Source organism: Nonomuraea pusilla (genome assembly GCF_900109355.1).
Taxonomy (GTDB): Bacteria; Actinomycetota; Actinomycetes; order Streptosporangiales; family Streptosporangiaceae; genus Nonomuraea; species Nonomuraea pusilla.
In genome coordinates, this window is the sequence record NZ_FOBF01000011.1 from 32,232 (window position 1) to 44,761 (window position 12,530).

Consider the following 12,530-nt stretch of genomic DNA (forward strand, 5'->3'; position numbering starts at 1 on the left):
CCGCACGGAACGGTCGGCGACCGGTGGATCAGGTCTGGCGCCGGGCCGCGGCGGCCTCCCACGTCCGCAGGTACGACTCGGCGCCCGCCGCCAGGTCGCGCACGATCTGGTCGCCGGCGAGGAGACGCATGTCCTCGACCCAGTCGGGCACCAGGCCGTAGTTGGCGACGCCGTCCGCGTTGACGTCCCAGACCCGCTCACCGGTACGCAGCCGGTCCAGCGTGACGCCCTCGAACGAGGTGAACGGGTAACGCACCGGGTTCGCGGCGCTGCCCGCTCGGGGCCCGGGGAGCCGGCCCATGCCGTTGACGTCCAGGCCGTAGCCGTACCCGGACACCCCGTGCTGCTGCCGCTCCGCGGCTCCGCGGCGCCACTCGGCGACGAAGTGCTCGGCGTCGTGCCCGTACTGCGTGATCATGCCGCCGAGCGCGTAGATCCTGGCGAAGAAGCCCGGGTCGGCCCAGCTGTGCGAGGAGACCACGCCGGGGTAGCGGGCGGCCTCCAGGAGCTCCAGCGTCCTGGACGCGGCCTTGACGCTCATGTGGTCGATCTCGACGAGCATGCCGCGTTTGACCAGCCCCTGGACCATGTACTCGCCGAGCGAGGTCAGCCCGCGCGTGTTGCAGTGCGGCGCCGGCGGGTACGCGGGCAGCGAGACGCCCGGGGGCAGCCACCCGGCGATCTGGTCGGGCAGGACGCCGCCCGGCTCGATCGGGTTGTCGTGCTGCGGCCCGGTGCAGGTGCGGGCCTTCCAGAACGTGCCCGTCGACAGGAAGTTGCCCAGGTTGACGATGGCGCCCTGGGTGCCGGAGTCGAAGCGCACCCCGCACAGCGCGTTGTCGTACTTGTGGCAGACGAACATGCTGCGCACGCCCAGCGCGTGCATCTCGTCCAGGCCGCGGTCGATCTGGGCCTTCGTGCACTGCGGGACGCCGAGGATCTGCCGGCAGCCGAACGGCTCCGACGTCTCCACGCCGAGGATGACGGCGAGCTTGCCCGCCTTGACCGTGCGCCTGGCCTGCGCCGGGTCGTCCACGATGCGGAACCAGCCGCGGCCGGGTCCGCCGTTCTCGGCGTCGATGTGGTCCTGCAGCTCGCGGGCCCGCTGCGCCTGGAGCCTGAGCGTGCTCATCTCGTCGCAGGAGTTGCGCCTCAGCGGGTAGATCGCGCAGAGCTGGCGGTTGGCGACCAGGTGGTTGACCAGCACCCGCAGGCCGCCCTTCCACGCGCGCTCCACCCAGGTGTAGTACGCCTGCTGGTGGGTGAGCGAGTCGTGGGCCGGCCAGTCGCGGAACGTGGGCCAGCCGGCCGGGTCGTGGGTGCCGGTGGGGGAGCCGGTCCTGGTGAAGTTCTCGAACCAGGCCAGCTCGCCGTTGGGGTGGTGGTCGGGGCAGTCGGCCAGCGCTTCGGAGATGCCGTCGGGGTCGAACGGCTTGCCGCACATCAGCATGCCGCCGAAGGCCTCGTACGAGAACAGGTGGCTGTGCCCGTCGACGAACCCGCGCACCTCGGCGGCGGAGGCGGCGGACTCTGCAGTGGACTGTGCGGCGGACTGTGCGGCGGACTCTGCGGTGGCGGGCCGGTGGGGGGCGGCGGCGGCCGGGCCGGCGGGGGAGATCAGCGAGCCGGACAGCAGGAGCACGAGGGCGATCAGCCAGCCGGCGGAGCGGCGGGCGGCGGATCGGCGGCGCATCGCGGTCACCTCGCAGGGGACGGGGTCGAGGGGGATGCCGTCAGCATCCGCCGCCCGCGCCGCCCCCGCAAGACCCAAACATGAGTGGCACTCGGGTTGCCGGGTCGGCGCCGGAGCCGTCAGCCCCCGGTCCTGGGCGAACCCGCGGTCAGGCTGCTCCACAGCGCGGCACGGCCCTTGTACGGCACGAGGCTGCCGTCCTCCTTCCGGCGCAGGGCGTACTCGCCGTCGGCCGAGCGCACCGAGTCGCCCGCCTTGAGCGTCTGGCCGGGCTCCACCCAGGTCGTACGGACGGCCGCGGCGGCAGGAGGCGAGGTTGTCCGGAGGCCGTCCGCGTCCATGGTCATTTCAAAACTTGTGGAACCGTCGCCCAAAACATTGACGATGCGTAGCCGAGCGATTACTAATCGGAGGCGTCACTCGTCGTCCAGTGAAAGGAGAACCCGTGCGCATCCTTGGCACGGGGGCCGCGCTCGGCGCGGCCGCCCTCACGGTCTCGCTCGGCCTTCTCTCCTCGCCCGCGCAGGCGGCGCCCGCACTCCCCGCGGGCAACGCTCCCACCTGCGTCACCGTCTGGGAGAAGGTCGGCACCATCACCAAGACCGGCTACGCGAGGAACGACTGCGGAAGGACGCTCAACCTGAAGATCATCTGGGCGCACGGCACCGACGGCTCCTGCCAGACCGTCCGTGCGGGCGGGACGATCAGCAGCAAGGTGCCGCGCGGCATCCGCAGCTTCGACGGCGCCGACCTCTGCTGACCCTCCGGCGGCCGGCCCTTCCGTGAGGGCCGGCCGAGGAGGGCCGGACGGGGGACGGCCGGCGGACGGCGCCGCCGAGAAGGGGCGCCAGGAAGCCGCCGCCCCCCGACCGGCCCGGTCGCGGGCCACACCCACGTCGCCCGCCAGCCGGCGGTGCGGGCATGCGTCAGCGGGGCCGGGGCCGGCTGTCCTGCCGGTCCGCGCCCCGATCCGTACCTTCCGTGCTATTCGAAGTCGTCCGGGTTGAGCTCCTTGAGGCGGTTGAACTCCTCGTCCAGTTCGTCCACCTCGTCCACCTCGTCCACCTCGTCGTGGTCGCTCTCGTCGCCGCCGTCGCCCGGATGGCCGTCCGGTGTGACGCCGGGCGTGATGGTGGGCGGGCTGCCCGGAGGGCGCCGGGACGCCTCCTCCTCGCCCTGCGTCAGCGGCGCGCCGCTCGCCTCCTCGCTGCCCCCTCGGCTGACCGGCCGTTCGCCGCCGCTGTCGGTGCTCATGCTGGTCTCCTCGTCGTGCGGGTCCCCCGTCCCCGCCCCTCTCCCCTCGGGGCCGGGGCACAAACCGGGCAGGTCACAGGTGTGGACGGCCCCCCGCAGGGGCACCCGTACCCAGATGACGATGGTCACGGTGTCGTCCTGGCGCGAGCTGGACGACGCGATCAGCGAGGCCGGCCGCGGAGAGGGGAAGAGCCACGCGCACTCCACCCTGGTCTTCCGCGGCCTGGCCAGGAGCTCCTACTCCCACGTGTCCGGCCTGGCCAGGCTCGACGGGGAGTACGCCTCCCTGGAGTCCCATCTCATCCGCAACTTCCGCAAGTACGCCCACCGGCAGGCCCCCGGCCCGACCGTCTGGGACTGGCTGGCGCTCGGCCAGCACCACGGACTGCCCACCCGGCTGCTCGACTGGTCGTTCTCGCCGCTGGTCGCGCTGCACTTCGCCACCGCGTCCTGGCCGGCCGACGACGCGGTGCTGCTGGCCGTGGACTGCGCGGGCACGCACCGGCTGCTGCCGGACCCGCTGCGGTCGGTGCTCGACCGGGAGGGCGCGCTCGTCTTCTCCACGGAGATGCTCGCCGAGAGCGCGCCCGACCTGGCCTGCTTCGACGAGCTGGGCCACGGGCGGCCGTTCCTCGCGTTCTTCGAGCCGCCGTCGCTGGACGAGCGGGTGATCAACCAGTCGTCCGTGCTGTCGGCGATCTCCGACCCGACGTTCCAGCTGGAGCAGTGGATGGAGGAGCATCCGGGGCTGTGGCACGGGTGGTCGATCCCGGCGAAGGTCAAGGCCGAGATCAGGGCGCGGCTCGACCAGGCGAACATCACCGAGCGGGTGCTGCTGCCCGGCCTGGACGGGCTGGCCGAGTGGCTGCGCCGCTACTACTCGCCCGGCGGGGTGGCCGAGCGCGGCGACGCCGACGGCGGCGCGGTGATGAGCGGCAGGGAGCGCCACACCCAGCGCGAGGGCTGGATGAGCGGCTGACGCCGGGCCGCCCGGCGAACCCCGCGCGCACCTCCGTACAAGACCGCGTGCCGGTGTGGCGCTACAACGGTGCGCGGGCGGCGCGGCGCCGCCCGGACGGCCGGAGGTGGTAGGCGTGGAAACGGGTTTCATCGGTCTGGGACTCATGGGCCTTCCCATGGCGCTCAACCTGGCCCGCGCGGGCACCCCGCTGGTCGTCTGGAACCGTACGGCGAGCAGGTGCGAGGAGCCTCGGGCGGCGGGCGCGGACGTCGCGGCCGGCCCCGGCGAGGTGTTCCGCAGGGCGCGGACGGTGATCCTCATGCTGGCCGACGGCCCTGCCATGGACGACGTGCTCGGCCGCGGCACCCCCGCCTTCGCCGAGCGGGTCGCCGGCCGGATCGTCGTGCACATGGGCACCACCTCACCCGGCTACTCTGCGGAACTGGCCAAGGACGTCGCGGCGGCGGGCGGCGCGTACGTCGAGGCGCCCGTGTCGGGCTCGCGCGTCCCGGCCGAGTCGGGGCAGCTCGTGGCGATGCTGGCGGGCGAGCCGGAGGCGGTCGAGGAGGTACGGCCGCTGCTCGCCCCGATGTGCCACGAGACGATCGTGTGCGGCGCGGCGCCGTCGGCGCTGCGGATGAAGCTCGCGGTCAACCTCTTCCTCATCACGATGGTCGGCGGCCTGGCCGAGTCCGTGCACTTCGCGCAGCAGCAGGGGCTCGACCTGGACCTGTTCCTGCAGGTGCTCGGCTCGGGCCCGATGTCCAGCGCCGTCTCCCGGGTGAAGGCGGGCAAACTCGCCGCCCGCGACTTCTCGCCGCAGGCCTCGGCCGCCGACGTGCTGAAGAACAACCGGCTCGTCGCGGAGGCCGCGCGGGAGGCCGGCACGGCCTCGCCCCTGCTGGACGTCTGCCACGACCTGTTCAAGGAGACGGTCGCGCTCGGCCACGGCGCGGAGGACATGGCGGCGGTCGTCCGCGCCATCGAGGCGCGGACGGCGCACGCCCACCGCTGAAGGCCGTACAGCGGCGGCGGTCAGCGGCGGAACAGGTCCAGCAGCTCGTCGGCCCGCGCCGTCCTGGAGATCCACACCTCGCGGCCGCGCCGCTCCCTGGCGACGAGCCGGGCGGCGCGCAGCCGGTCGCAGTGGTAGGTGAGGCCGCCTGGCGCGAGGTTCAGGCGCGTGGCCAGCGCGCTCATCGTCATCGGCCGGTCGAGCGCGAGGAGCAGCCGGGCGCGTACCGGCCCGACCAGCGCCGACAGCTCGCCGGCGACGCGGGCCGCAGGGGCGGGCGCGGGAGCGGGGGCCGCGGGCCGGCGCCACAGGGCCGCCGAGCCGGGCAGCGGGTAGGCGATCCACACCGCGTCGGGGCCGTCCAGGCTGACGATGACGGAGTCCTCGCCCGCCAGCATCGGCACCAGCACGACGGGCCGGTCGCCCAGGTCGTACGCGCTGGGCTCGATGTCGGCGACGAACAGCGAGCCGCCGGTGCAGACGACGCGCCGGTTGAGGGAGCCGAGCAGCAGCTCGGGCGCGCCCCGCATGCTCGCGACGCCGACCCGCGCGATCTCGCGGTCGAGCAGCGGCCGCGCCCGCCGCCACATCGGCTCGACCGCGCTCCAGACGTCGGCGAGCGCGTTCGCGTAGCCGCGCAGCCAGCGCTCGGGGCGGGCGGCGGCCGGCCGCCAGTGCGCGGGTACGGCCGCAGGGCCGAACGCCTGCTCCAGGTCCCTGATCAGCCTGTCGGGCGGGGCGTCGCGCAGCGCGTCGAGCTGCTCCCGCATCGGGACGTCGCCCAGGGGCGGCGCCAGCGGGACGACGCTGTCAGGGACGACGGAGTGACCCGGCGCGCCGATCGGGCGGGCCGCCTGATGGCCGGTGGCCCGCACCCTCGCCGCGATCGCCTTCCTCCAGGCGTCAGGCAACCCCCGCCGCCGCCCGGCGAGCGCGTCGGCCACGACGGCCAGAGCGGTGAGGTTCGGAGAGATCGAGACGGACACGCGCGGCACGGAGGAGAGCCTCAGCTCGCTCCGCACGGTGGTCCTGCTGACGTTTGCCCCCATGGTCCTGCTGGTGGTCGGTGCTCGGCTGGTCGCTGGTCGGGACGGTAGGTCCTGACGCTTGCCCCCGACTTACAGCCGACTTGAACGCTCTTGACTCCCGGGAGTCCATCCTGGAGCGCCTTGCCCCGCCGCAGGGGCGGTGCGGACGCGCGACGGCGGCCTCGCAGGGCCGACCGGCCGAATCCAGGCGGGCGGGGTCAAGGCGGGCGAGGGTCAGGCGGGCCGGGGTCCAGGGGGGCAGGGGCTCGGCGGGCGGGGGTCAGGTGGCCGGGTCCAAGCGGGCGAGTCCAAGCGGGCGAGTCCAAGCGGGCGGGGTCAGGCGGGCGGGGTCAGGCGGGGGCGAGGCCGTGGCGGTGGGCGTAGGCGGTGGCCTCCGCGCGGTTGCGGGCGCCGATCTTGGCGAAGACGTTGTTGACGTGCGTCTTCACCGTCGTCTCGGCGATGAACAGCGCCGCCGCGATCTCGCCGTTGGGCAGGCCCCGAGCGACCAGCCGCAGCACCTCCACCTCCCGGGCGGTCAGCCCGTCGGGCGGCGGCACGGCGGCTCCCGACCGTACGAGGGCGTCGACCAGACGGCGCGACACGGACGCGTCGAACGTGGACTGCCCGGCGGCGGCCGACCGCAGCGCCGCCGCGATCTCGGCGCGCCCCGCGTCCTTGGTGAGGTAGCCGCGCGCGCCCGCCGCCAGCGCGGCGTGCACCGACTCGTCGTCGGAGTAGGTGGTCAGCACGAGGACCGCCACACCCGGATGGTCGCGGGTGATGCGCCGGGTCGCGGTCACGCCGTCCATGACGGGCATGCGCAGGTCCATCAGCACCACGTCGGGACGCAGTTCGGCGGCCAGCCTGAGCGCCTGCTCGCCGTCGCCGGCGTCGCCGACGACCTCCACCCCTTCGACCAGGCCGAGCAGCGCGACCAGGCCCTCACGCATGATCTGCTGATCGTCGGCCACCAGCACTCGCACTCCCCGGCCCCCCACCTCACCGGCCCCCCGAAGGCCACCGGCCTCCGCCGCGCCGCTCCAGACCCGGCCCTCCGCCGCGCCGTCCCGCTCCTGGGCCCGGCCCTCCGCCTGGCCGGGCCGGTCGTTGCGCGGGAGTCCCGTCACGCGGGTACCTCCGCCGTGACGGTCCAGCCCCGCCCGGGGCCGTCCGTGCCCGCCCGGAGCGTGCCGCCCACCAGCGCGATCCGCTCACGCATCCCGGCCAGCCCGAACCCCGCCACCCCGGCAGGACCGGCGCAGGTCACCGGGTCGGCCGAGCCGGCCGAGTCGGCCGAGTCGCCCGTGCGGGCGGTGGTCGCGGGGACGGACGGCGGAGCGGGGTTGGTGACGGCGAGGCGTACGCACCGCTCCTCGAAGGACAGCGCGAGCTCCACCGGCGCGCCCGGCGCGTGCTTGGCGGCGTTCGTCAGGGCCTCGCGCGCCGTCCGCAGCAGCGAGACCTCGGCGGGCGGCGGCAGCCGTCGCGGCGTTCCCTCCACCCGGACGCCGACCGGTGTCCCGTGGTGCTCGCGGTGCTCCCCGGCCAGCGCGGCGAGCGCCGGGCCCAGCTCGGGGACGTCGGCGCGCAGCGCCGCGACGGCGGCCCGCGCCTCGCGCAGCCCCTCGGCGGCCAGCCGCCGGGACCGGCGCAGCCGCTCCACCGCCCCCGCCCTGTCGTCCCTCTCGGTGAGGAGCGCCTCGGCCAGTTCCAGCTGCACGCCGAGCGCGCCCAGCGAGTGCGCGAGCACATCGTGCAGCTCACGGGCGATCCTGGCGCGTTCGTCCATGGCGGCCGCGCGGGCGCTCTCGTGCTGCGCCCGCCGCGTCTGCTCCAGCAGCAGCCGGGTCTGCCTGGCCTGCGCCCGGTGCTGCCTGCGGTGCAGCGCCAGCAGCAGGCAGATCGCCAGCACCGCCAGGTAGAGGGCGATCGCGCCCGGCGCGACCCCGTACAGGACCATGCCGGCCAGCGCGACCGCGCCGCCCAGGAGGCCGAGCGGGAGCACCGCGCGCAGCGGCGGCCGCAGGTCCGAGGCGAACATGAGCTGGAACACCACCAGGAACGCCAACCCGGTGCCGCCGCCAGGACCGGCCGCCGCGGCGGCGGGCACCGAACCGGCGGCGAGGGCCGCGAAGGCGAGGCGCGGCGCCCGCCGGTCGAGCGCGAGGAACACCAGCCAGCAGGCGAAGGAGACGGCCAGCGCGCCGGTCGTCCACGCCGCGCCGGGCCCGGGACGCGCGGTGGCCAGCGACCAGGCGAGGAAGCCCGTGGTCAGCAGCCGGATCAGCCACCCGGTCTCCGGGTCGTCGGCCGCGAGCAGCCGCACGACCCACCGCCAGACGTCGGCCATCTCCCCCCGCCCCGTCGTCGTCCGCCTACCGCCTACCGTCGCACCGCCTGCATGATGACGTCCAGCATGACCAGCCGGAACACCACGAAGCCGGCGACCACCACGATCGCCACCACGGCCACGGCCAGCAGGAACTTCCCGTTCATCTTCCCCCCTGAGGACTTCAGCAGGAGCTCCAGCAGGACGATCGCCAGTCCGGCCCGTGGCCGTCCGCCGCCGTCCCGCAGCCTGCGCATCCGCTCGTTCATGGACGTGACGGTACGGAGCGGCGGGGGAGGAGCGGCACCTCCGTACGGCGGACTTCCGGGTGGACGCGCTCTCCACCCGGGGCCGTCCGTGAGCAGGCCCGTGAGCAGGCCCGCGAGCAGACGGGCGGCCTGGATCCGGTTCCGACGTTCCTCAGGCCCGTCTGATGCCGACGCGGTGAAGCCGATGCGGGGCCCGCCTGTAACCGGTTGCGCGCCGGCTGGTGCGCGCACGCCCGACCCCCGGCTGGCTAGCCTGATCAGTAGAGGGTGAGGAGGGGCCTCGATGACTGTCTCGACGGCCGTGGCAGCCCTGATGCTGCTCGCAGTTGTGGCGATCGCTGTCCGTTCGGCGTGGTCGCTGCTGTTCCGCAAGGCTCCTGTGCCCAGGCGCCGGGCCCGGGGCCGCCGCCTGCCGTACCAGGGTCCGACGGACAACGCCGGCCAGTACCCCATGCCCGGCGCGGACGGCATCGGCTGTGACTCGGACAGCTCGGGCGGCGCCGGCGGGTGAGACCGTGCCCGGCGAGCCGCCGCCAGGTCCGCTCCGAGGGCGGCCGCCGGTGTCCGGGCCCCGGGCCTGCCGACGCCGCGGGCGTCATGGCGAGGTGGGATCCGGAGGCCGAGGAGCGTCTGAAGCGGGCGGCCCTGGAGCTGTGCCTGGAGCGCGGCCACGACAACGTGACTCCACCTCGCGGGACGGCCCTCCGGCCGCGGGGATCACGGCGTCAGCAGTCCGGCGGGCGTGTAGTCGGGCGCGGCGGCGATCGGCGCGAACACGTCGATCACGGTGCCTCCTTCTGCTGGACGGCGCGGTCACGGGCCGGGACGGCCGCTGCCCGGACGGCGGCTGCGGGCCGGTCACGGCGCCTCCGGCAGGCCGTAGAAACGGGTGGCGGTGCCGCCCAGGACGGCCGCGCGCTCGGTCTCGGACAGGTGCGACAGCACCGCCCCCGTCTCCCGCCACACCTGCGCGTAGTCGCCGGCGAGCAGGGCGACCGGCCAGTCGCTGCCGAACATCAGCCGGTCGGGGCCGAACAGCTCCAGCGCGTGCTCCACGTACGGACGCAGGTCGGCGGCGCTCCACGTCGCGGGGTCGGCTGCCGTGTTCAGCCCCGACACCTTGGCGTGCACCTGCGGGTACTCGGCGGCCCTCGCCATGAGCGACGCCCACGGCTCCCAGCCCTTGTCCTTGATCGGCGGCTTGGCCAGGTGGTCGATCACCATGCGCAGGCCGGGCACCCGCTCGGCCAGCACCGGAATGTGCTCCAGGTGCCGTGGCAGCACCGCGACCACGTCGAACGGCAGGCCCGCGTCGGCCAGCAGCCCGAGGCCCTCGATCACGGAGTCCTGGAGCAGCCAGTCGGGGTCGGGCTCGTCGTGGATCAGGTGCCTGATCCCGGCGAACTTCGGATGCTCGCGGTAGCGCGCGAGCGCCTCGGCCGCCTCACCGGGACGGTTCAGCGGCACCCAGCCGACGACCGCGCCGATGACGTCGTACGCGTCGGCCTGCGCGAGCATCGCGTCGGTGTCGGCGTAGGAATCCATCGACTGCACCAGCACCGTGCGGTCGACCCCGGCCGCCGCGAGCTGCGGGATCAGCTCCTCCGGCTCGAAGGTGCGGCAGATGGGGGCGAGGCCGGGAGTCAGCCAGGGGTAGTGGCCCGTCTCCAGGTTCCAGAAGTGCTGGTGGGCGTCGACCACGGACATCCCGGCCTCCTCACAAGATCAAGCGATTGAGCGTGCACAACGTAGAGCCGTCCGGCGAAGGGTGTCAAAGCCGTTGCGCGGGCGGCTGCACCAGTTCCAGGGTGATGTCGTCGGGGTCGAGGAAGCAGCAGGCGTACCCGCCCCGGTTCACGCCCGCCGTGATCTCGCCCGGCGGGGTCGCGCGGCCGTACAGGCGGCGGCGACGGCGGTGTGGCGCAGCACCGCCCACGTCACCGCGGCGATCACGACGAGGTAGTACGTCGGCTTGCTGAGCCGCAGCTCGAACCCGAGCACCGGGCTGAGCGCGATCGCGGCGAGACCGGCCGCCGCCACCGCGTACGGCCGCCCGCGGAGAAGGCGGCCGCCGACGCCACCGACAGGTCGAAGTTCCCGCTGGTCAGCACCACGGTGGTGAACACGGCGAGTATCGCGCGGTGGGTACTCGGGTGGGTGGCTCCGGTGGGGTGGGTCAGGGCGCGGTGGCCGGGGGCGGCCAGCCGAGTTCGGCGGAGAAGGCGGCGAGGGCCTCCGCGAAGGCGGCGCGGTCCAGGACGGCGCCCGCGTGCGGTCCCGCCGTCACCGGCTCGTCGTGGAAGCGGGCGGGCAGCTCGTCCGGCCCGCCGCCCTCGCGCTCGGCGTACGCCCGCAGCTCGTCGAGCCGCCGCTGCCCCGCCTCCAGCAGGTCGTCCTGCGTGAACTCCTCGCCCAGCACGGCGGTCACCAGCGCGGTCAGGTGGTCGATCGTCAACGGCCGGGTCGGCGAGGACGCGAAGACGCAGAGGTTGAGCGCGTCCAGGCCGCTCCACAGGCGCAGCAGGCGGGCGGTGCGGCGGCCCCGCTCGGCGTCGAGCACGCCCACCGGGGCGGGCTCCGCCCCGACGCGCTTGGCCTCGGCGAAGCTGTAACCGAGGCCGAGTTCGGGGTCGAAGTCGAGGTCGTGCTCCAGGGCGTCGTAGCGCGGACCGGCAGGAGCGGCGGCGTACCCGAGGCCGAGGCCCGGCTGGACGCGCGGGTCGAAGCAGGGCAGCTCGGCCCCCTTGACCGTCATCGCGTACGGCACCGTCCGGGGGCCGAGCCAGCGGGCGGCCCGCGCCGCGCCCTCGGCCAGCAGGTCGCCCAGCGGGCCGCCGCGCCGGGCGACGTCCCTGACCAGGCGCGGCAGCGCGGCGGCGTCGCCGAACGCGGGGCCGCCGGGCAGCAGGCCGCGCTCCGCGCACTCCATGGCGAACGCCAGCGCCCCGCCGAGGGAGACGGGGTCGAGCCCGAGGTCGTTGCACAGGGCGTTGGCCGTGAGGACGGCGTCGAGGTCGTCGATGCCGAGGTTCCAGCCGAGCGACAGGAAGGCCTCCTGTCCGAGCCCGCCGGTCCTGCGCTCCGGCAGGTCCCGCGGCGCGTACACCTTGAGGCAGTCGTTGGGGCAGCCGGGGCAGGCGCCGGAGGTGGCGACGGCCAGGCCGTCGTAGCCGGCGGCGGCGGGCACGCGCAGGCCGTGCTCGCCCGGCACCGAGGAGTTGCGGACGGCGGCGTAGCCGGGGGCGGGCCGCTCGCCGGTCCAGCCCGCGAAGCCGGGCTCGCCGTGCTGGAGCGCGGCGAGCGGGTTCGAGCGGAGGGAGGCGCGGTAGTGGGCGGCCACCGCTGCGACGGCTGCGGGGTCGGCGACCGCGGCCGGGGCGTCGCCGACGCAGACGACGGCCTTGAGGTTCTTCGACCCGAGGACGGCGCCGAGGCCGTAGCGCGCGGCGGGGTAGGCGAGGTCGGTCACCACGGAGGCGTACCTGACCAGGTTCTCGCCGGCGGGGCCGATGACGGCGACGTGCGCGCCGTCGCCGTGGCGGGCGCGCAGCGCGTCGGTGGCGGCGGCCACGCCGTGCCCGCGCAGGTCCTCGGCGTCGTGGACGGTCACGTCGCCGTCCTGGACGAGCAGGTACGACAGCCGTTCGGCGCGCCCGACGACGGCGAGGGCCATGGCCCCGGCCCCGCGCATGCCGGCGGCGAAGGGCCCGAGCGCGTGCGCCTCCCCGGCCACGCCGGTCAGCGGCGACTTGGCGAGGAAGACGGCTTTGGCCAGGCCGGGCGCCGCCGTGCCGCCGAGCATCCCGGCCGCGACGTAGAGGAGCGCCCGCGGGTCGTACGGGTCGAGCCCGGCGGGGGTGCGTTCGGCCAGAAGGCGCAGGCCGAGGATCGACCCGCCGTAGTGCCCCCTCTCGGCTGAGCGGTACTCGCGTTCCACGGTCCCGCTGGTCAGATCGACGATGAACGGCACGGAAACTC

The 12,530-nt window shown here is 74.9% G+C and carries 14 protein-coding genes; 4 read left to right on the forward strand and 10 right to left on the reverse strand.

Going from position 1 to position 12,530, the window contains the following annotated elements:
* Window positions 1–28: 28 nt before the first annotated feature.
* Both BMX74_RS22725 and BMX74_RS22730 read right to left on the reverse strand, forming a co-directional pair.
* Window positions 29–1,693 carry an amidohydrolase family protein gene (locus BMX74_RS22725; protein ID WP_091102617.1) on the reverse strand — a complete coding sequence of 555 codons (1,665 nt, stop codon included), beginning with the start codon at window positions 1,691–1,693 and terminating at the stop codon, window positions 29–31.
* Between the two features lie 119 nt (window positions 1,694–1,812).
* On the reverse strand, window positions 1,813–2,040 hold the full coding sequence (locus BMX74_RS22730; protein ID WP_143078728.1) for a hypothetical protein: 228 nt from the start codon (window positions 2,038–2,040) through the stop codon (window positions 1,813–1,815).
* A 98-nt stretch (window positions 2,041–2,138) separates the two neighbouring features.
* On the opposite strand from BMX74_RS22730, the gene BMX74_RS22735 reads away from it, so the two are divergent.
* On the forward strand, window positions 2,139–2,453 hold the full coding sequence (locus tag BMX74_RS22735; RefSeq protein WP_055501259.1) for a hypothetical protein: 315 nt from the start codon (window positions 2,139–2,141) through the stop codon (window positions 2,451–2,453).
* A gap of 224 nt (window positions 2,454–2,677) precedes the next feature.
* On the opposite strand, the gene BMX74_RS22740 is transcribed toward BMX74_RS22735, so the two are convergent.
* Complete coding sequence (locus tag BMX74_RS22740; RefSeq protein WP_143078729.1) at window positions 2,678–3,076, reverse strand: hypothetical protein; 399 nt, start codon at window positions 3,074–3,076, stop codon at window positions 2,678–2,680.
* On the opposite strand from BMX74_RS22740, the gene BMX74_RS22745 reads away from it, so the two are divergent.
* Together BMX74_RS22745 and BMX74_RS22750 are read left to right on the forward strand one after the other, a co-directional pair.
* Window positions 3,063–3,926: an FRG domain-containing protein gene (locus BMX74_RS22745; protein WP_055501261.1), complete on the forward strand. Its 864-nt coding sequence runs from the start codon at window positions 3,063–3,065 to the stop codon at window positions 3,924–3,926. The genes BMX74_RS22740 and BMX74_RS22745 overlap by 14 nt on opposite strands.
* Before the next feature lie 115 nt (window positions 3,927–4,041).
* Window positions 4,042–4,923 carry an NAD(P)-dependent oxidoreductase gene (locus BMX74_RS22750; protein WP_055501262.1) on the forward strand — a complete coding sequence of 294 codons (882 nt, stop codon included), beginning with the start codon at window positions 4,042–4,044 and terminating at the stop codon, window positions 4,921–4,923.
* Window positions 4,924–4,943: 20 nt separating this feature from the next.
* On the opposite strand, the gene BMX74_RS22755 is transcribed toward BMX74_RS22750, so the two are convergent.
* From BMX74_RS22755 to BMX74_RS22770, 4 genes are all read right to left on the reverse strand, one after another.
* Complete coding sequence (locus BMX74_RS22755; protein ID WP_091102624.1) at window positions 4,944–5,972, reverse strand: ArsR/SmtB family transcription factor; 1,029 nt, start codon at window positions 5,970–5,972, stop codon at window positions 4,944–4,946.
* A 329-nt stretch (window positions 5,973–6,301) separates the two neighbouring features.
* Complete coding sequence (locus BMX74_RS22760; protein WP_082534952.1) at window positions 6,302–6,952, reverse strand: response regulator transcription factor; 651 nt, start codon at window positions 6,950–6,952, stop codon at window positions 6,302–6,304.
* 125 nt (window positions 6,953–7,077) lie between these two features.
* Window positions 7,078–8,304: a sensor histidine kinase gene (locus tag BMX74_RS22765; protein WP_091102627.1), complete on the reverse strand. Its 1,227-nt coding sequence runs from the start codon at window positions 8,302–8,304 to the stop codon at window positions 7,078–7,080.
* Between the two features lie 32 nt (window positions 8,305–8,336).
* Window positions 8,337–8,552, reverse strand: a complete 216-nt coding sequence (locus tag BMX74_RS22770) for a hypothetical protein (protein WP_143078731.1) — start codon at window positions 8,550–8,552, stop codon at window positions 8,337–8,339.
* Between the two features lie 283 nt (window positions 8,553–8,835).
* Here BMX74_RS22770 and BMX74_RS22775 point away from each other — a divergent pair, with 283 nt between their 5' ends.
* Complete coding sequence (locus tag BMX74_RS22775) at window positions 8,836–9,063, forward strand: hypothetical protein (protein ID WP_055501266.1); 228 nt, start codon at window positions 8,836–8,838, stop codon at window positions 9,061–9,063.
* Between the two features lie 347 nt (window positions 9,064–9,410).
* Here BMX74_RS22775 and BMX74_RS22780 read toward each other — a convergent pair whose 3' ends face one another.
* From BMX74_RS22780 to BMX74_RS22790, 3 genes are all read right to left on the reverse strand, one after another.
* On the reverse strand, window positions 9,411–10,259 hold the full coding sequence (locus BMX74_RS22780; RefSeq protein ID WP_055501267.1) for an amidohydrolase family protein: 849 nt from the start codon (window positions 10,257–10,259) through the stop codon (window positions 9,411–9,413).
* Window positions 10,260–10,406: 147 nt separating this feature from the next.
* Window positions 10,407–10,592: a hypothetical protein gene (locus BMX74_RS22785; RefSeq protein ID WP_091102632.1), complete on the reverse strand. Its 186-nt coding sequence runs from the start codon at window positions 10,590–10,592 to the stop codon at window positions 10,407–10,409.
* Window positions 10,593–10,728: 136 nt separating this feature from the next.
* Window positions 10,729–12,522, reverse strand: coding sequence for an aldehyde ferredoxin oxidoreductase C-terminal domain-containing protein (locus BMX74_RS22790; protein WP_177227472.1), 1,794 nt, complete (start codon window positions 12,520–12,522; stop codon window positions 10,729–10,731).
* Window positions 12,523–12,530 lie beyond the last annotated feature (8 nt).